The organism is Pseudomonas sp. OTU5201, from assembly GCF_038440135.1.
Classification (GTDB): domain Bacteria; phylum Pseudomonadota; class Gammaproteobacteria; order Pseudomonadales; family Pseudomonadaceae; genus Metapseudomonas; species Metapseudomonas resinovorans.
On sequence record NZ_JASATC010000001.1, the window covers coordinates 169,113 to 185,547 of the forward strand.

Sequence of the window (16,435 nt, forward strand, 5' to 3'; positions counted from 1 at the left end):
TTCCTAATCATTCAGGCATCGCGGCAGGTTGCATCTGCAGGGCTTTCCACCGTTCCAGGTTGCGCTGCAGCAGGGTTTCCGGCACCCCGGCGGCGACCAATTCTGTCATTTTTCTTGCCAGCTGTCCGCGCAGCCAGGGGTCGTTGCAGGCCGAATTGTGGGACAGGGTCAGGTACAGACCTTCACTGGAAATGGGTGGTTCCAGAGCGACCAGGTCATCCGCCATGCCGAGTGTGTCGGCCAGTACCAGCCCGGGGTAGCGCTCGTAGAGCACGTAGTCGGTGCGCTCCAGCAGGAGCTTCTGATAGGCCTGGGTCAGGCTGGGGACCTCTTCGAGCTTGAGGTTGTCCCTGGCGAAGCGGTCGAAGGCCTCACCAAAACTGTTCTTCACTAGAGTGCCGCCAGTGTGGATGCGCAGGTCGTCCCAGCCACTGTAAGGAAACGCCCGGTCGCGCTTCACCCAGACAACACTCTGGGTTTCGAGGAAGGCCGGATGAACGTAGTCCATGGTTTCCAGGCGTGGCAGGGTGATGAATGCGCCGGCGATCAGGTCGACCCGCCCCGTGCGCGCTTCATCCTGGGCTCGGGACCAGGGCCCGGTGTAGAGGATCTCAACCTTCAACCCCAATTCCTTGGCGATCTGCTTGAGCAGGTCGGCATTGGCGCCTATCAGTTGTTTGGGGTTCTCAGGGTCACGCCACAGGTAGGGCGGATACTCCGGATTACCGGTGGCCACCAGCCGCTCGCATTTCCCGGCAGCCTGCCCGAGTCCGGGTAGCAGGCATAGCGCTAGGAGCAGGGATGAGAGGCAGAGTCTTGGCATCTGAGGTTTCCCGGACTGGACATTCGATTGGCCGCAGCGTGGGCGGCATCGCCTGGAACGAGCTTCATGCTAGCGTACAGGCGGCTAAAAGAACCATTCGCGATAAGGACAGGTCATGAAGAAGTTCCTCATCACAGTCACCATTCTCCTGGCGGCTGCGGCGGCAACCCTCTACTTTTCCCCCGCTGCTCTGACAGGCAGCGTGCGTCTGGTGGAGCGCCAACTCGCCGGATTGTCGGAGCGACAGATCGCGCTGGGCGATCTTAGCATCCATTACTACGAGGGCGGTCCGACCAAGGGCGAAACCATCGTCATGATCCATGGTTTCGGCGCCAACAAGGACAACTGGCTGCGCTTCGCTCGTCACTTCACCGAGCGCTACCACGTCATCGCCCTGGACCTGCCTGGCTTCGGTGACAGCGACCGCCCCACCGGCAGCTACGACGTCGGCACCCAGGCGGAGCGTCTGGAGTCGTTCATCAAGACCCTGGAGTTGGGCAAGGTGCATCTGGTGGGCAACTCCATGGGCGGCCATATCGCCGGAATCGTCGCGGCTCGCTACCCGCAGCAAGTGCGTAGCCTGGCGCTGTTCGACAACGGCGGCATCACGGCACCGAACAAGAGCGAGCTGTTCCGCCTGATCGAAAGCGGCCAGCCCAACCCGCTGGTGGTCCGGAGCCCGGAGGACTTCCAACGGATGCTGGATTTCGTCTTCGTCGAGGCACCGCCCCTCCCCACCTCGGTGAAGGCCTACCTGGCTGAGCAATCCATGGCCAACGAGGCACACTACGACGAGGTCTTCCGCCAGCTACGGGAGCGCTATATCCCGCTGGAGCCCGAACTGCCAAGGATCGAGGCCCCTACCTTGCTGCTCTGGGGCGATCGCGACAAGGTGCTGGATGTGTCCAGCATCGAGGTCATGAAGCCGTTGCTGAAGAAACCCAGCGTGGTAATCATGGAAAACTGCGGTCACGCGCCCATGATCGAACGCCCCGAGGAAACCGCCCGACACTATCAGGCATTCCTCGACGCCAGCCATCGTTGAGGGGCAATAAAAAACCCGCTCCGAAGAGCGGGTTTTCTGTACGGCAGGCCGGGAAGCGCTATTACAGCAGCTTTTCCAGTTCTGGTACGGCTTCGAACAGGTCAGCCACCAGGCCGTAGTCAGCCACCTGGAAGATCGGGGCTTCTTCGTCCTTGTTGATCGCGACGATCACCTTGGAGTCCTTCATGCCCGCCAAGTGCTGGATGGCACCGGAGATGCCCACGGCGATGTACAACTGCGGCGCAACGATCTTGCCGGTCTGGCCGACCTGCATGTCGTTCGGTACGAAACCGGCGTCGACGGCGGCACGGGAAGCACCGACAGCCGCGCCCAGCTTGTCGGCCAGGGCGTACAGGTGCTTGAAGTTGTCGCCGTTCTGCATGCCACGGCCGCCGGATACGACGATCTTGGCAGCGGTCAGTTCCGGACGATCGGACTTGGCCAGCTCTTCACCGACGAAGGCGGACTTGCCAGCGTCGGAAACAGTGCCCACGGCTTCAACGGCAGCGGAACCGCCTTCAGCGGCAGCGGCGTCGAAACCGGTGGAACGCACGGTAATCACCTTCACGGCAGCCGAGGACTGCACGGTGGCGATGGCGTTACCGGCGTAGATCGGACGCTTGAAGGTGTCGGCGCTTTCAACGGCGATGATCTCGGAGATCTGGTCGACGTCCAGCAGGGCAGCCACGCGCGGCAGGAAGTTCTTGCCGTTGGTGGTGGCCGGCGCCAGCACATGGCTGTAGCCCTTGCCGAGCTCGGCGATCAGCGGAGCGACGTTTTCGGGGAGTTGATGGGCGTAGGCGGCATTGTCGGCTACCAGCACCTTGGACACGCCAGCGATCTTGGCGGCGGCTTCGGCGGCAGCGCCTACACCAGCACCCGCGACCAGGACGTGGATGTCGCCACCGATCTTCTGAGCGGCGGTCACGGTGTTGAGGGTGGCGGCTGCCAGAGCGGCGTTCGTGTGTTCAGCAACAACCAGGATAGCCATCAGATTACCTTCGCCTCGTTCTTCAGTTTTTCGACCAGTTCAGCCACGGACTTGACCTTGATACCAGCCTGGCGGGCGGCCGGTGCTTCAACTTTCAGGGTCTTGACGGTGGAAGCGGTGGAAACACCCAGGGCGTCCGGGGTGACCACGTCCAGCGGCTTCTTCTTGGCTTTCATGATGTTCGGCAGCGACGCGTAGCGCGGCTCGTTCAGGCGCAGGTCGGTGGTCACGATCGCCGGAAGGTTCAGCGCAACAGTCTGCAGGCCGCCGTCGATCTCACGGGTAACGTTGACCTTGTCGCCAGCCACTTCAACCTTGGAGGCGAAGGTGCCTTGGGCGTAGCCGGTCAGGGCGCCCAGCATCTGGCCGGTCTGGTTGTTGTCGCTGTCGATGGCTTGCTTGCCGAGGATGACCAGCTGAGGCTGTTCCTTGTCGACCACCGCCTTAAGCAGCTTGGCTACGGCCAGGGAGTTCAGCTCGTCGGCGGACTCGACCAGAATGGCGCGATCAGCACCCAGGGCCAGGGCAGTGCGCAGCTGCTCTTGAGCGGTGTTCGGGCCGATGGTGACGACGACGATTTCACTCGCTACGCCTTTTTCTTTCAGACGGACGGCTTCTTCCACGGCGATTTCGCAGAAGGGGTTCATCGACATCTTCACGTTGGCGAGGTCGACGCCGGAGTTGTCCGCCTTGACGCGGACTTTGACGTTGTAGTCGACCACTCGTTTGACAGCTACAAGAACCTTCATGGATTCCTCGTTACTCTCCGGTTAATAAGAATGTCGCCAAGACGAGCCTGGCCAGTAATGCAGGTCGGCCGGAACCGACTCTCAGCCCAGACAGCGAGCGCAAAACCGCCCGTATCTTGACCGTATCGCCTATTCCGGTCAATACAGCAAAATGACCCGTCATAAGCCGCAGAGCCTTATCCTATCAGGGTTTCACAAAATTCAAACAAACGTTTGTATTGGACCGAACAAAGGGTCTGGATATAATGCGCCCGCTCAGGTCAGGGATCGAGCCTAGCCCTCCAACACAAAATATCGAAGAGCCTTGAGGAGATTGACTGTGGAACGCGAATACATGGAATTCGACGTCGTCATCGTCGGCGCTGGCCCTGCTGGCCTGTCCGCCGCGTGCCGACTGAAGCAGAAGGCCGCGGAAGCTGGTCAAGAGATCAGCGTATGCGTGGTCGAGAAGGGTTCCGAAGTCGGCGCCCACATCCTCTCTGGCGCCGTATTCGAACCGCGAGCCCTGAACGAGCTCTTCCCTGATTGGAAAGACCTGGGCGCCCCGCTGAACACCCCGGTAACCCGCGACGACATCTATATGCTCAAAGATGCCGACTCCGCCATCAAGGTTCCCGGCCTCTTCGTGCCCAAGACCATGCACAACGAGGGCAACTATATCATCTCCCTGGGCAATCTCTGCCGTTGGCTGGCCCAGCAGGCCGAAGGCCTGGGCGTTGAGATCTACCCGGGCTTCGCCGCCCAGGAAGCGCTGATCGACGAGAACGGCGTCGTTCGCGGCATCATCACCGGTGATCTCGGCGTAGACCGTGAAGGCCATCCGAAAGAGGGTTACTACACCCCTGGCATGGAACTGCGCGCCAAGTACACCCTGTTCGCCGAAGGCTGCCGGGGCCACATCGGCAAACAGTTGATCAAGAAGTACAACCTGGATTCCGAAGCCGACGCCCAGCACTACGGTATCGGCATCAAGGAAATCTGGGACATCGACCCGGCCAAGCACCAACCCGGCCTGGTAGTCCACACCGCCGGCTGGCCTCTGTCCTTCGTCGACAACCAGAACACCGGTGGCTCCTTCCTCTATCACCTGGAAAACAACCAGGTTGTAGTGGGCTTGATCATCGACCTGTCCTACAGCAACCCTTTCCTCTCGCCGTTCGACGAATTCCAGCGCTACAAGCACCACCCAGTGGTCAAGCAGTACCTGGAAGGCGGCAAGCGCGTTGCCTATGGCGCTCGTGCCATCTGCAAGGGCGGCCTGAACTCGCTGCCAAAGATGGTCTTCCCGGGCGGCGCGCTGATCGGTTGCGACCTCGGCACCCTGAACTTCGCCAAGATCAAGGGCAGCCACACCGCGATGAAGTCCGGCATGCTGGCCGCCGAAGCCGTGGCCGCTGCGCTGGCCTCCGGCAAGGAAGGCGGTGACGAACTGACCGGCTATGTCGATGCCTTCAAATCCAGCTGGCTGTACGACGAGCTGTTCCGCAGCCGCAACTTCGGCGCCGCTATCCACAAGTACGGCGTGCTCGCCGGTGCCGCGTTCAACTATGTCGACCAGAACCTCTTCGGCGGCAAGATCCCGGTCACCCTGCACGACAACAAGCCGGACTATGCCTGCCTGAAGCCCGCCGCCCAGTCCCAGCGCATCGAGTACCCGAAGCCGGACGGCAAGCTCAGCTTCGACAAACTCAGCTCGGTATTCCTCTCCAACACCAACCATGAAGAGGAACAGCCCTGCCACCTGAAGCTAGCAGACGCAGACATCCCGATCGCCAAGAACCTGCCGCTGTACGACGAGCCGGCACAGCGTTACTGCCCGGCCGGCGTGTACGAGGTGGTGACCCAGGAAGACGGCGCCAAGCGCTTCCAGATCAACGCCCAGAACTGCGTCCACTGCAAAACCTGCGACATCAAGGACCCGGCCCAGAACATCACTTGGGTAGCCCCGGAAGGTACCGGCGGCCCGAACTACCCCAACATGTAAGCAGGCACGAAAAAGGCTCCCTCGGGAGCCTTTTTTCCGCCTTTCGGTTACTCGGGCAGCGGGCCGATGGGAAAGAACTCCCCGCCGCTCCAGACACCAAGCCAGGCGACTCCGTTGATGTCGCGCGGCTCAGCCAGCTCTACCAGTTGGTAAAAGACATTGCGGTGGATCAGCGCTTCCAGGTTAGTGCGCACCAGCACGTAGGGCGACGGCTCCTGGGTCTGCGGGTCCAGTTCGACGCGCAGCGGGTGGGCCTCACCAGCCACCACCTCGTCTTCGACGTTGGTGATGAAGCGCAGCTGCTGTGCCTCCCCTACCCCTTCGACCTGCAACTCGACGGCGACAAAGGGGGCGTCCTCAACCTGAATGCCGACTTTCTCCACCGGGGTGACCAGGAAATAATCCTCGCCGTCCTTGCGGATCACGCTGGAGAACAGCTTGACCATGGGCTTGCGACCAATCGGCGTACCCAGATAGAACCAGGTGCCATCCCGAGCGATGCGCATGTCGATGTCACCACAGAACGACGGGTTCCACAGATGAACAGGCGCACCGCCCGGCTTGTCGCCCTTGGGTATCTGCGCCAGCAAGTCGCCGGCCTTGCCGGGATCGCTCATTCCTATCTCCTCAACGACTCAAGCCGATCAGGCTGCGAGCATACTCCTCCAGCGGTGGGCCGATCAGGTCTTCCGGTTTGGAATCGTAGAACGTCAGAAATCCGCCACGATTGCGGATTCGAGCGGTGTCTACCAAATAGCGGGTATTGGTTTCGATCAACATCAGCTGGATTACGCCACGGTCGCGGCCGAGCCGATCCAGTGCCTCCTGATCCTCCCACTCCTCCACCGTACCGATACGGTCGTCAGCACTGGCGAATCGGGCGTAAAGCAGATAGTGGGCACCTACCGAACGGGCCTGGCCCATGGCCTCTTCCAGGCCAGCAGGCCCTTTGGCACGGCGCACCATGGGGAAGTACTCGACGAAGCCGTCAAAAGCCTCTTCAGCGACTACATTGGGTCGCGGATAGGCGGAGCCCGGCGGCACAAAGTAGCCTTGAGCAATGTAGATGAAGGAGTCCGCCTGCAGACGCCAGGGGCTGGCGCGGCGAGTCTCGCTGTGGTCCAGGAATCCGGCATCGCTCATCTGTTCGCGAGTGCCCTCCGCCATGTCACTGACCTTCATGCAGCCAACCAGGCCGAGAATCGCCAGCAACAGAATCATGCTACGCATCGTGTGTCCTCCAGGCGCCGGCGACGAAAAACCGGCGGATAGAGAACCAATGCAGCTTCCGCGCCATCAACCGCCAATGATCTTCATCACGGTGACGCCGCCGGAGAACGCAACATCCTGTTTGTCCGCCAGGGCTCTGACCAGCAAACGCTGTAGCGCTGGCAGCGCTTCGTGGCGGGGTTTCTCCAGCAGATCGCCGACATAGTGACGGTTGCTCGAAGAGAGGCAACCGTGCAGCCATCCGGTAGAAGACAAGCGCAGGCGCGAGCAGGTCCGACAGAACGGCACGCTCTCGTTGGCGATCACACCGAAGCAACCCTCGCCGGGTACCCGGTAGCGCAGAGCCGTAGCATCCAGTGGCGCATCTGCCTGAACGAACTCATGGGCCGTGCGGATCAGCGCCAGCAGCTCCTCCAGCCCCACGAACTGCTGATGGAAGCTGTTGGGATCACGGGCCAGGTGCCCCATGCGCATCAATTCGATGAAGCGCAGCTCGAATCCACGCTCCAGGCAGTAGTCCAGCAACGGCAGCACCTGGTCGAGGTTCTTGCCACGCAGCGGGACCATGTTGACCTTGATCTTCAAGCCAGCAGCACTCGCCTCTTCGAGCCCCTTGAGCACAGCGGCCAGGTCACCGCCACGGGCGATGCCGCGGAACTCGTCGGCATCCAGGGTATCGAGGGATATATTCAGACGGCGGATGCCGCAATCCAGCAACAGTGGCAACTTGCGTGACAGCAGTTGGCCGTTGCTGGTCAGGCTGATGTCTTCGAGCCCGAGCTTACTGACTTCACGAAGGAAAGGATCGAGCTTGGGACTCACCAACGGCTCGCCGCCGGTGATACGCAAACGCTCGATACCGGCCGCCTCAATGAGGTAGGCCACGCCGCGCACCATGGCCTCGGCCGAAAGTTCGTCCTGAGCCGCTACCAGCCGCTTGCCATCTGGCACACAGTAGGTGCAGGCGTAATTGCAGGCGGCGGTCAGGCTGATACGCAAATTGCGGAAGCGCCTGCCTTGGCGATCGACGATCATGGGACGCTCCGGCATGTGGTACGCCGGAGTATATCCCTGCGGCCGGTAAGGCACATATCCGGGACCGCGTTATAGATGCACTGAATACGTCAGCCGGCTGGCGACTCGGTTTCGCGCTTGCGCTTGTTACCCATGCGCACGCCAATGTCCATGAGGAACTGGAAGAAACCTTCCTGATCTTCCAGCACGTTGCTCCAGAACGGCGAGTGGTAAAGCGCGACGGCGCCATGTACCAAGGCCCAGGCAGCGCAGTAGTGGAAGTACGGCGGCACATCTTCCAACTTGCCTTCAGCGATACGCCCCTTGATCAGCAGGGTCAGACGCTCAAAGTTGGATGCACGAATCTTGTGCAGCTGCTCGACCATCTCGGGCACCTGGCTGTTCTTCACAACCTTCTCTTCCAGGCGATCGAACAGGCGATAGCGCTGTGGGTCACGCATGCGGAACTCGAAATAGGCCCGCGACAGCGCTTCCTTGTCACGATCAACATCAGCGGAATGGAACAACGCGTTCAGGTCGCGCTCATAATCGAGCATCAGGCGCAGATAGATCTCCGCCTTCGACTTGAAGTGCTTGTAGATGGTGCCTTTGCCGATACCCACTGCGTCAGCGATCATCTCGACGGTAACGCTGTCTTCGCCCTCTTCCAGGAAGAGCTTGAGGGCGGTGTCGAGAATTTCCTGCTCGCGGCGGCGGAACTCACGGACTTTACGGGGTTCTTTCTGCATAAAGGGACTGTGGGGTCAAAAATCAAGCCGCGTATTATGCCTATCTGGCGTAAAAATGCACGGATCATCCGACTATGAGCTTATTGCAAGATGAGTTTGCCCACGCTGATGGGCTCCGCTATCTCAACCATGCTGCGGTTGCGCCATGGCCCAAACGAGCGACCCGTGCGGTCCAGAGCTTTGCCGAAGAGAACTGGCGCCTCGGCGCACGAGATTATCCAGACTGGCTGATAGTAGAACGTCGCCTGCGCGAACGCCTGGCCAAATTGCTGAACGCACCAACCACTGCTGATCTAGCGTTGGTCAAGAATACATCGGAAGCCCTGTCTTTCGTTGCCTTTGGTCTGGATTGGAAGGCAGGTGATCAGGTCATCATCAGCGACCAGGAGTTCCCCTCCAATCGGGTCGTCTGGGAAGCGCTGAAACGCTACGACGTGGACACCGTCCAGGTATCACTGGACGGCAGCGATCCCGAAAGCGCCCTGCTCGCAGCCTGCGGGCCGCGCACCCGACTTCTGTCTGTCAGCGCCGTGCAGTACGCCAGTGGCCTGCGCCTGGACCTGCAACGCCTCGGCCAGGAATGCCGGCAGCGCGGCGTGCTCTTCTGTGTCGACGCCATCCAGCAGTTGGGCGCCCTGCCCTTCGACGCCCAGGCCATCGATTGCGCCTTTGCCATGGCCGATGGGCACAAGTGGATGCTCGGCCCGGAAGGTCTGGGAGTCTTCTATTGCCGCAGCGATCTGCGCGAGCAACTGAAACTCCATGAATACGGCTGGCACATGCTGGAGCATCCAGGCGACTACGAACGCGCCGACTGGGCACCGTCCCACACGGCGCGACGCTTCGAGTGCGGCAGCCCGAACATGCTCGGCGCCATGGCGCTGGAGGCAAGCCTGTCGTTGCTGGAAGAGGTAGGCATGGAGCAGGTGGCGGTCGCGCTGGCGGAACGCGTGCAGTGGCTGCAGGACGGACTGGCGCAGACTCCCGGGGTTCGGCTGTTAAGCCCGCTGAATCCGGCGCGACGTGCCGGCATCCTCAGTTTTCGGCTGGACGGTTGGGACAATCAGACGCTGTTCGAGCGACTGCGAGCCGAGCAAGTGGTATGCGCCCAACGGGGTGGCGGCATCCGCTTTTCGCCGCACTTCTATACCGAACCCCGCGTGATAGACGAAACCCTTGCGCTACTGCGCCAGATGGCAGACGCATGAGGACTCAGCCGGTGCCGGCGTATTCCAAATAGGTTTAAGAATCGCCTTCGGGCTATCTGGACGCTTGGAGATATTGACCAATACTTCTCTTACTGGCGTGTGGCATCTCCCCCCAAGTGCCCAGCCAGTCGAGGAACCGTGGATCGCGTTCCTTTGTTTTACTCCTAATGGTCTTGACCCGGATTCATCCCCCAGAACCCGGGTTTTTTTTTGTGCGCAGTTTTTTCAGCCACTCACTGGGCGCTTCTCAGCCTCGTTGTGCGAGGGGGAACAGGCGCAGGTAATTCTCGCTGGTCTGCTCGGCAAAGGCTTCGAACGATACCCCACGCAAATCGGCAAGGAACTCCGCGACCTCGCGCACGTATTGCGGCAGGTTGGGCTTGCCGCGGTAGGGCACGGGCGCGAGATAGGGCGAATCGGTTTCCACTAGCAGGCGATCGGACGGCACCTGACGCGCCACTTCACGCAGGGCATCGGCATTGCGGAAGGTGACGATGCCGGAAAGGGAGATGTAGAAGCCGAGGTCCAGCGCAGCGCGAGCCATATCCCAGTCCTCGGTGAAGCAATGTAATACGCCGGCCTGAGGCAGCGCTGCTTCGCGCAGTAGCGCCAGCGTATCGGCGCGGGCTTCCCGGGTATGCACGATCACCGGCTTGCCGGTCACCTTCGCTGCATCCAGGTGCAGACGGAAAGCCTGCTGCTGGAGCTCGGCGGCTTCGGGCTCGTAGTGATAGTCCAGGCCAGTTTCACCAATAGCCACCACACGCGGATGCTGCAGCTCGCCCAGCAACCAGTCGAGTGCGAGGGATTCGCCCGGCTGTAGATCCAGCGGGTGAACGCCAACGGAGCAGTGCACGTCCTCATAACGCTCAGCCAGGGACTTCACGGCAGCGGCATTGTCGGCACTCACGCCGATACAGAGGAATTGGCCAACCCCACGGGCGCGGGCAGCTTCCAGGGCAGCATCGAGAGAACCATCATGGGCGGCCAGGTCGAGGCGGTCCAGGTGGCAGTGGGAGTCAATCAGCATGGCTCAGGCTCCAGGCGCAGGCGCCAAGCTTCAAGCCTGTTGCTTGCAGCCCGGACCTGACGGCCGGTTACATCGTATGAGTGGGACGGTCGGACTTGAGGGCGCCGGCGAGGTAGGTCTCGATCTTGTTGCGCGCACCGCTGTCGCCGTCGTTGAACTGGACGCCAATGCCCGCTGCACGGTTGCCCTGGGCGCCCTTGGGAGTAATCCAGACCACCTTGCCGGCGACCGGAATCTTTTCTTGCTCGTCCATCAGATTGAGCAGCATGAACACTTCATCGCCCAGCTTGTAGGTCTTGTTGGTCGGAATGAACAGGCCACCGTTCTTGATGAACGGCATGTAGGCGGCATACAGCACGGACTTGTCCTTAATGGTCAAGGACAGAATCCCGTTACGCGGGCCCAGGTTTGGCGGCAAGCTCATGCGGATATCCTGACAAGCGGGTTCAGCCACCGATTCTAGCCCGGCCCGGGCAGGCTTGCCCACTGCACCAGAAGCGCTTCGAGAAGCAAGACACGGTTGAGGTTGGCCTTGTTCAGTACTTTTTGCCGCTGTTGCAGCAGCCAATCCTGGACCGCGAGGACCTTGTGCTGCGGGGCCTTGTCGGCGAGGTACTGCACCACCTTGCGCATATCGTTCAGTCCCAGCCCCGTCTCATCGCGGGTGAGCTGGTAGCGCAGCATCAGTTGAGCCCAGTCGCAGAACCAGTCGAACAGCAGGGGCAGCGGCACGGCGCTCCACCCTTCGGCCAACTGGCTGGCGCCCACCTGCTGCTTGAGCAGCTTCTTCACACCTTCCACGACATCGGCACGCTGGCTGCGAACGCCTTGTCCTTCCAGACGCAAAGCCAAGAGCGGCGAACCACCCGCTAGAACCAGCAGCTCTCGCAGGTCCTCGGGCGATGCATCAGGCAGCGAAGAACCCAGCCAGGCCAGGCTCTGAGCTTCACTGGGCAGCGGACAAGCCTGTTGTACGCAACGGCTCTTGATGGTCGGCAGGAGTCGGCTGGGCTGGTGGCTGATCAATAGCAAGACAGTATCGCCAGAGGGCTCTTCCAGGCTTTTCAACAGCGCGTTGGAGGCATTGATGTTCATCGCCTCGGCCGGTTCCAGCAGCACCACTTTGCGCCCCGCGAGCTGCGCGGTCTGGACTACGAACTCCACCAACTCGCGGACCTGGTCAACGCGGATGGCCTTGTCGACCTCCTCCGGTTCCAGCACAAAGGCATCAGGGTGGGTATTGGCCGCCAGCAGAAGACACGCCTTGCACCGACCGCAGGCGTCGAGCCCGGCCGGGCTCTGGCAGAGCAATCGCGCCATCAGGCGCTCACCAAGCGCACGCTTGCCGATACCGGACGGCCCATGCAGTAGGTAGGCATGCGCGTGACGGGATCGACCTGCCAGCTGTTGCCACAGCGCTTCCTGCCAGGGATAGGCATCAGCCATGGCAGCGCTCCAGCAGCTCGGGCAGCAATTTGTCGAGATTGGCCTGCACCTCGGCCAACGGCAGCGAGGCATCGATCACTTTGTAGCGCTCCTCTGCGGCACGAGCGCGCTGAAGATAGGTCTGGCGCACAGCCTCGAAAAAGCTGCGCTGCTCCTGCTCGAAACGATCGAGACGACCACGAGCTGCAGCTCGACTCAGACCAATTTCAACAGGCAGGTCGAAGACTAGTGTCAGATCTGGACGCAGGTCGCCCTGGACGAAACGCTCCAGAAACGCAATGCGCTCCTCGGGCAAGCCGCGTCCTCCACCCTGGTAGGCGTACGTCGCGTCGGTGAACCGGTCGCAGAGCACCACAGCGCCACGAGCCAGTGCCGGCTTGATCACGCCTTCCAGGTGCTGGGCGCGAGCCGCGAACACCAACAGCAGCTCGGTATCGACGCCCATGGTTTCGTCGCTAGGAGTCAGCAGGAGCTCACGGATGCGCTCAGCCAGCGGCGTACCGCCGGGTTCGCGAGTCAGTACCACTTCGACGCCATGGTTACGCAGGCGCTCGGCAAGGTACTCGCGGTTGGTGCTTTTTCCGGCGCCTTCCGGGCCTTCCAATGTGATGAACAGACCGCTCACTGGGTGTCCTTATTCATTGCGGGGCCGGGCTGGAGCGGTAGCCGTTGCGGCGCTTCAACTGGAAGTCACGCACGGCCTGGTTGTGCTCGCCCAGGGTCTCGGAGAATACATGGCTGCCGTCGCCACGGGCGACGAAGTAGAGGCTTTTTCCTGCGGCTGGGTGCAGCGCGGCGTGAATGGCCTCGCGCCCGGCGAGGGCAATCGGAGTCGGCGGCAAACCAGTAATGACGTAAGTGTTGTAAGGCGTCGGCTCACGCAGGTGGTCACGCGTCAGGTTGCCGTTGTAGCGCTCGCCCAGACCGTAGATCACGGTCGGGTCAGTCTGCAGCAGCATGCCGGTATTCAGGCGACGCACGAAGACGCCGGCGATTTGCCCACGCTCGGCCGGCACACCGGTTTCCTTCTCCACCAGGGAAGCCATGATCAGCGCCTGATAGGCATCGTTATAAGGCAGTCGGTCCGCACGCTTGCCCCACTCCTCGGCCAGGACCTGATCGAGGCGATCGCGCGCCTGCTTCAACAGGTCGATATCGCGCATGCCACGCACATAGTGGTAGGTATCAGGGAAGAAGCGGCCTTCCGGATACTCCCCCGGACGGCCGAGTCGAGCCATCAGCTCGGAGTCGCTGACATTGGCCAGGGTCTGTTCCAGTTTGGCTTGCTTGGCGAGTGCCGCGCGGACCTGACGAAAGTTCCAGCCTTCCACCAGCGTCAAGCTGTACTGCACCACTTCACCTCGCTGCCAGAGCCCCAGCAAGTCACCAGCCCGCATGCCGGGTGTCAGGCGATACTCGCCACTGTGCAGGGAGGCGTTGGCCAGGTTGAAGCGCCAGTACTGACGCAGCCAGAAGGCATTGTTCAGTACACCCTCTTCCTCCAGGCGATTGAGCAGTCCACCGGGTGTGGCACCAGCCGCCACATCCAGCATCCGCTCGGCGGAGATGTTCAGGGGTTGTTCAAGGGTGACGCGCTGCTGCCAGCCGGCGAAGGCTACCAGCAGGCCGGCAAGAAGCAGGCCTGCCTCCAGCATCAGCAGGAATTTGCGTATCACGAATCAGATGTCCAGTAGATCGCGGGCGATGGCCTGAAGTTTACGGGTCAGCGGCCCGACCGGCCAGTGATGGCCTGTTACAGAACGCACCGGCCAGATACCAAAGAGGCTGTTGCAAAGAAAAACCTCATCAGCCCTGAGGAACTCGTCGAAGGGAATATCCCGCACCTCGACCTCGACTCCAGCTGCCCTGGCGCCGTCCAGCAGCGCGGCACGCATGACACCGGCGACGCCACAACGGCCTAGATCCGCCGTGATCAGCACGCCATCACGCGCCATGAAAAGATTGCTGAACACCCCTTCGATCACGCGACCGGACTGGTCGCGCATCAAGCCCTCGGCGAACTCGCCGCCCTGCCATTCGGCGCGGGCAAGGACCTGCTCGAGTCGGTTCAAGTGCTTGAGTCCAGCCAGAAGCGGCTGCTCGGCAAGACGGGTCGCGCAGGAAAAAAGCTGGACGCCCTGCTCCCAGTAACCCTCCGGGTAGCTCGGAAAGGGAGCGCTCTGCAGGATGCGTCGTGGCAGCGCAACCGGTGGCGGCGCATAACCGCGCAACCCTTCGCCGCGAGTGATGATCAGCTTGGCAACGCCCTCACCCAACCCAGCCGAGAAGGCCAGCAGCTCAGTGCGCATCAATTGGAAATCGAGGGGTATACCCAGGCGTCGACAGCCTTCAGACAACCGCGCCATGTGGTATTCGAGAAGCGGGGGCCGACCAGCGCGCACGGCGATAGTCTCGAAAAGCCCATCACCATAGGCCAAGCCGCGGTCCTTGATAGACAGCGACTCGGCCGGGTGGCCGTCGACCCAGTCCGGCATCAGCCCTCGAACCGACGGAACACCAGGGAACCGTTGGTGCCACCGAAGCCGAAAGAGTTGGACAGCACCACATCGATGGGCATGGAACGCGCTTCGTGAGGCACGAAGTCGAGGTCGCAGCCCTCGTCCGGCTCTTCCAGGTTGATGGTCGGCGGCGCCACCTGGTCCTGCAGGGCAAGCACACTGAAGATCGCCTCAACGGCACCAGCCGCACCCAACAGGTGGCCAGTCATGGACTTGGTGGAACTGACCGCGAGCTTGTAGGCGTGATCGCCAAACACCGACTTGAGCGCCATGGCTTCAGCCACATCGCCTGCCGGTGTCGAGGTACCGTGGGCGTTCACGTACTGCACCTGGTCGGCATTCAAGCCCGCATCGCGCAGGGCATTGCGCATGCAACGGGCAGCGCCAGCGCCGTCATCCGGCGGTGAGGTCATGTGATAGGCATCGCCACTCATGCCGAATCCGATCAGCTCGGCGTAAATGGTCGCGCCACGAGCCTTGGCATGTTCCAGCTCTTCCAGCAGGAGGGCACCGGCGCCGTCAGACAGCACGAAGCCGTCGCGCCCCTTGTCCCAGGGACGACTGGCCCGCGTCGGATCATCATTGCGGGTGGACAGCGCTCGAGCTGCGCCGAAACCTCCTAGACCCAGTCCGCAAGCAGCCATCTCGGAGCCGCCAGCGATCATCACGTCTGCCTCGCCATAGGCGATGTTGCGTGCGGCCATGCCGATGCAGTGGGTGCCAGTGGTGCAAGCGGTCGCAATGGCGTAGTTCGGCCCCTGGATACCCAAGTGGATCGACAGGAAGCCGGACACCATGTTGATGATCGAGCCAGGTACGAAGAACGGCGAAATCCGTCGCGGCCCCTGTTCGATCAGGGATTTGCAGTTGTTCTCGATGTTGGTCAGACCGCCGATGCCCGACCCCATGGCGACGCCAATGCGCTCACGGTTGGCGTCAGTGACTTCGAGGCGCGAATCGCGCACAGCCTGGAAGCTCGCGGCAAGACCGTATTGGATGAACAGGTCAAGCTTGCGCGCCTCCTTGGCCGACAGGTACTCCTCGACATTGAACCCCTTGACCGAACCACCAAAACGGGTGGAGTACGCGGAAAGGTCCATATGTTCGATCAGGCCAATGCCACTGCGGCCAGCCAGAATTCCCTGCCAACTGCTCGGTACATCGGTACCCAACGGCGACAGCATGCCCAGGCCAGTGACCACGACGCGTCTACGCGACACAGCGCTCTCCTTCTTCAATCTCTACACGGCGGTTGATTCGGATTAACAGACTGTTGAAAAGCCCGGCAGGCAACGTGCAAACCGCGGATTTTCAACAATCGGCTTAAAGAAAAGCCGCACGCCCAGTCGGGTCGTGCGGCTTTTCCGCGTCGGGGAACCGACGACTACATTACTGCGCGTTGGCGTTGATGTAGTCGATGGCTTCCTGAACGGTGGTGATCTTCTCGGCTTGCTCGTCCGGGATTTCGGTCTCGAATTCCTCTTCCAGAGCCATCACCAGCTCAACGGTGTCAAGGGAGTCGGCACCCAGGTCTTCAACGAAGGAAGCGCTGTTGGTTACTTCCTCTTCTTTGACGCCCAGTTGCTCGGCGACGATTTTCTTGACGCGTTCTTCGATGGTGCTCATACCGTGTTTTCACTCCTATGG

Annotated in this window: 18 protein-coding genes; 3 read left to right on the top strand and 15 right to left on the bottom strand. The window is 61.4% G+C overall.

Going from position 1 to position 16,435, the window contains the following annotated elements; translation table 11 throughout:
* Nucleotides 1–7: 7 nt before the first annotated feature.
* A complete protein-coding gene (locus tag AAHM40_RS00845; protein ID WP_342243010.1) occupies nt 8–823 on the bottom strand; it encodes a substrate-binding periplasmic protein in 816 nt (271 codons plus the stop codon).
* A gap of 115 nt (nt 824–938) precedes the next feature.
* On the opposite strand from AAHM40_RS00845, the gene AAHM40_RS00850 reads away from it, so the two are divergent.
* Nucleotides 939–1,868 (top strand): alpha/beta fold hydrolase, encoded by a 930-nt coding sequence (locus tag AAHM40_RS00850; RefSeq protein WP_342243011.1) that lies wholly within the window; start codon nt 939–941, stop codon nt 1,866–1,868.
* A gap of 61 nt (nt 1,869–1,929) precedes the next feature.
* On the opposite strand, the gene AAHM40_RS00855 is transcribed toward AAHM40_RS00850, so the two are convergent.
* Nucleotides 1,930–2,859, bottom strand: coding sequence for an electron transfer flavoprotein subunit alpha/FixB family protein (locus AAHM40_RS00855; RefSeq protein ID WP_342243012.1), 930 nt, complete (start codon nt 2,857–2,859; stop codon nt 1,930–1,932).
* A complete protein-coding gene (locus AAHM40_RS00860) occupies nt 2,859–3,608 on the bottom strand; it encodes an electron transfer flavoprotein subunit beta/FixA family protein (protein ID WP_088191740.1) in 750 nt (249 codons plus the stop codon). Before AAHM40_RS00860 ends, AAHM40_RS00855 begins: the two co-directional genes overlap by 1 nt.
* Nucleotides 3,609–3,927: 319 nt before the next feature.
* Between AAHM40_RS00860 and AAHM40_RS00865 the strand changes: the two genes are divergently transcribed.
* Nucleotides 3,928–5,592 (top strand): electron transfer flavoprotein-ubiquinone oxidoreductase, encoded by a 1,665-nt coding sequence (locus AAHM40_RS00865; protein WP_028627854.1) that lies wholly within the window; start codon nt 3,928–3,930, stop codon nt 5,590–5,592.
* A gap of 47 nt (nt 5,593–5,639) precedes the next feature.
* Here the strand turns inward: AAHM40_RS00865 and AAHM40_RS00870 are convergent, their stop codons facing one another.
* The 4 genes from AAHM40_RS00870 to AAHM40_RS00885 all read right to left on the bottom strand — a co-directional run bounded on the left by AAHM40_RS00870 (nt 5,640) and on the right by AAHM40_RS00885 (nt 8,585).
* The gene (locus AAHM40_RS00870; RefSeq protein WP_342243013.1) at nt 5,640–6,209 is read right to left on the bottom strand and encodes a DUF1285 domain-containing protein; all 570 of its coding nucleotides are present in this window, start codon (nt 6,207–6,209) and stop codon (nt 5,640–5,642) included.
* Between the two features lie 10 nt (nt 6,210–6,219).
* The gene (locus tag AAHM40_RS00875; RefSeq protein WP_342243014.1) at nt 6,220–6,822 is read right to left on the bottom strand and encodes a DUF4823 domain-containing protein; all 603 of its coding nucleotides are present in this window, start codon (nt 6,820–6,822) and stop codon (nt 6,220–6,222) included.
* Nucleotides 6,823–6,888: 66 nt separating this feature from the next.
* Nucleotides 6,889–7,857: a GTP 3',8-cyclase MoaA gene (locus AAHM40_RS00880; RefSeq protein ID WP_342243015.1), complete on the bottom strand. Its 969-nt coding sequence runs from the start codon at nt 7,855–7,857 to the stop codon at nt 6,889–6,891.
* Nucleotides 7,858–7,946: 89 nt separating this feature from the next.
* A complete protein-coding gene (locus AAHM40_RS00885) occupies nt 7,947–8,585 on the bottom strand; it encodes a TetR/AcrR family transcriptional regulator (RefSeq protein ID WP_280284296.1) in 639 nt (212 codons plus the stop codon).
* Nucleotides 8,586–8,659: 74 nt separating this feature from the next.
* Here AAHM40_RS00885 and AAHM40_RS00890 point away from each other — a divergent pair, with 74 nt between their 5' ends.
* A complete protein-coding gene (locus AAHM40_RS00890; protein WP_342243016.1) occupies nt 8,660–9,793 on the top strand; it encodes an aminotransferase class V-fold PLP-dependent enzyme in 1,134 nt (377 codons plus the stop codon).
* A gap of 247 nt (nt 9,794–10,040) precedes the next feature.
* Here AAHM40_RS00890 and AAHM40_RS00895 read toward each other — a convergent pair whose 3' ends face one another.
* The 8 genes from AAHM40_RS00895 to acpP all read right to left on the bottom strand — a co-directional run bounded on the left by AAHM40_RS00895 (nt 10,041) and on the right by acpP (nt 16,414).
* The gene (locus AAHM40_RS00895) at nt 10,041–10,823 is read right to left on the bottom strand and encodes a TatD family hydrolase (RefSeq protein WP_342243017.1); all 783 of its coding nucleotides are present in this window, start codon (nt 10,821–10,823) and stop codon (nt 10,041–10,043) included.
* A 67-nt stretch (nt 10,824–10,890) separates the two neighbouring features.
* Nucleotides 10,891–11,247 carry a PilZ domain-containing protein gene (locus tag AAHM40_RS00900; protein WP_028627861.1) on the bottom strand — a complete coding sequence of 119 codons (357 nt, stop codon included), beginning with the start codon at nt 11,245–11,247 and terminating at the stop codon, nt 10,891–10,893.
* A 35-nt stretch (nt 11,248–11,282) separates the two neighbouring features.
* Nucleotides 11,283–12,269: a DNA polymerase III subunit delta' gene (locus AAHM40_RS00905; RefSeq protein WP_342243018.1), complete on the bottom strand. Its 987-nt coding sequence runs from the start codon at nt 12,267–12,269 to the stop codon at nt 11,283–11,285.
* The gene (tmk, locus tag AAHM40_RS00910; protein WP_028627863.1) at nt 12,262–12,894 is read right to left on the bottom strand and encodes a dTMP kinase; all 633 of its coding nucleotides are present in this window, start codon (nt 12,892–12,894) and stop codon (nt 12,262–12,264) included. The genes AAHM40_RS00905 and tmk overlap by 8 nt, the downstream gene beginning before the upstream one ends.
* Nucleotides 12,895–12,907: 13 nt before the next feature.
* Nucleotides 12,908–13,942 carry an endolytic transglycosylase MltG gene (gene mltG, locus AAHM40_RS00915; RefSeq protein ID WP_342243075.1) on the bottom strand — a complete coding sequence of 345 codons (1,035 nt, stop codon included), beginning with the start codon at nt 13,940–13,942 and terminating at the stop codon, nt 12,908–12,910.
* 6 nt (nt 13,943–13,948) lie between these two features.
* Nucleotides 13,949–14,764: an aminodeoxychorismate lyase gene (gene pabC, locus AAHM40_RS00920; protein ID WP_342243019.1), complete on the bottom strand. Its 816-nt coding sequence runs from the start codon at nt 14,762–14,764 to the stop codon at nt 13,949–13,951.
* Nucleotides 14,764–16,008, bottom strand: coding sequence for a beta-ketoacyl-ACP synthase II (gene fabF, locus AAHM40_RS00925; RefSeq protein ID WP_342243020.1), 1,245 nt, complete (start codon nt 16,006–16,008; stop codon nt 14,764–14,766). The genes pabC and fabF overlap by 1 nt, the downstream gene beginning before the upstream one ends.
* Before the next feature lie 169 nt (nt 16,009–16,177).
* A complete protein-coding gene (gene acpP / locus AAHM40_RS00930; protein ID WP_004422318.1) occupies nt 16,178–16,414 on the bottom strand; it encodes an acyl carrier protein in 237 nt (78 codons plus the stop codon).
* Between the last annotated feature and the right edge of the window lie 21 nt (nt 16,415–16,435).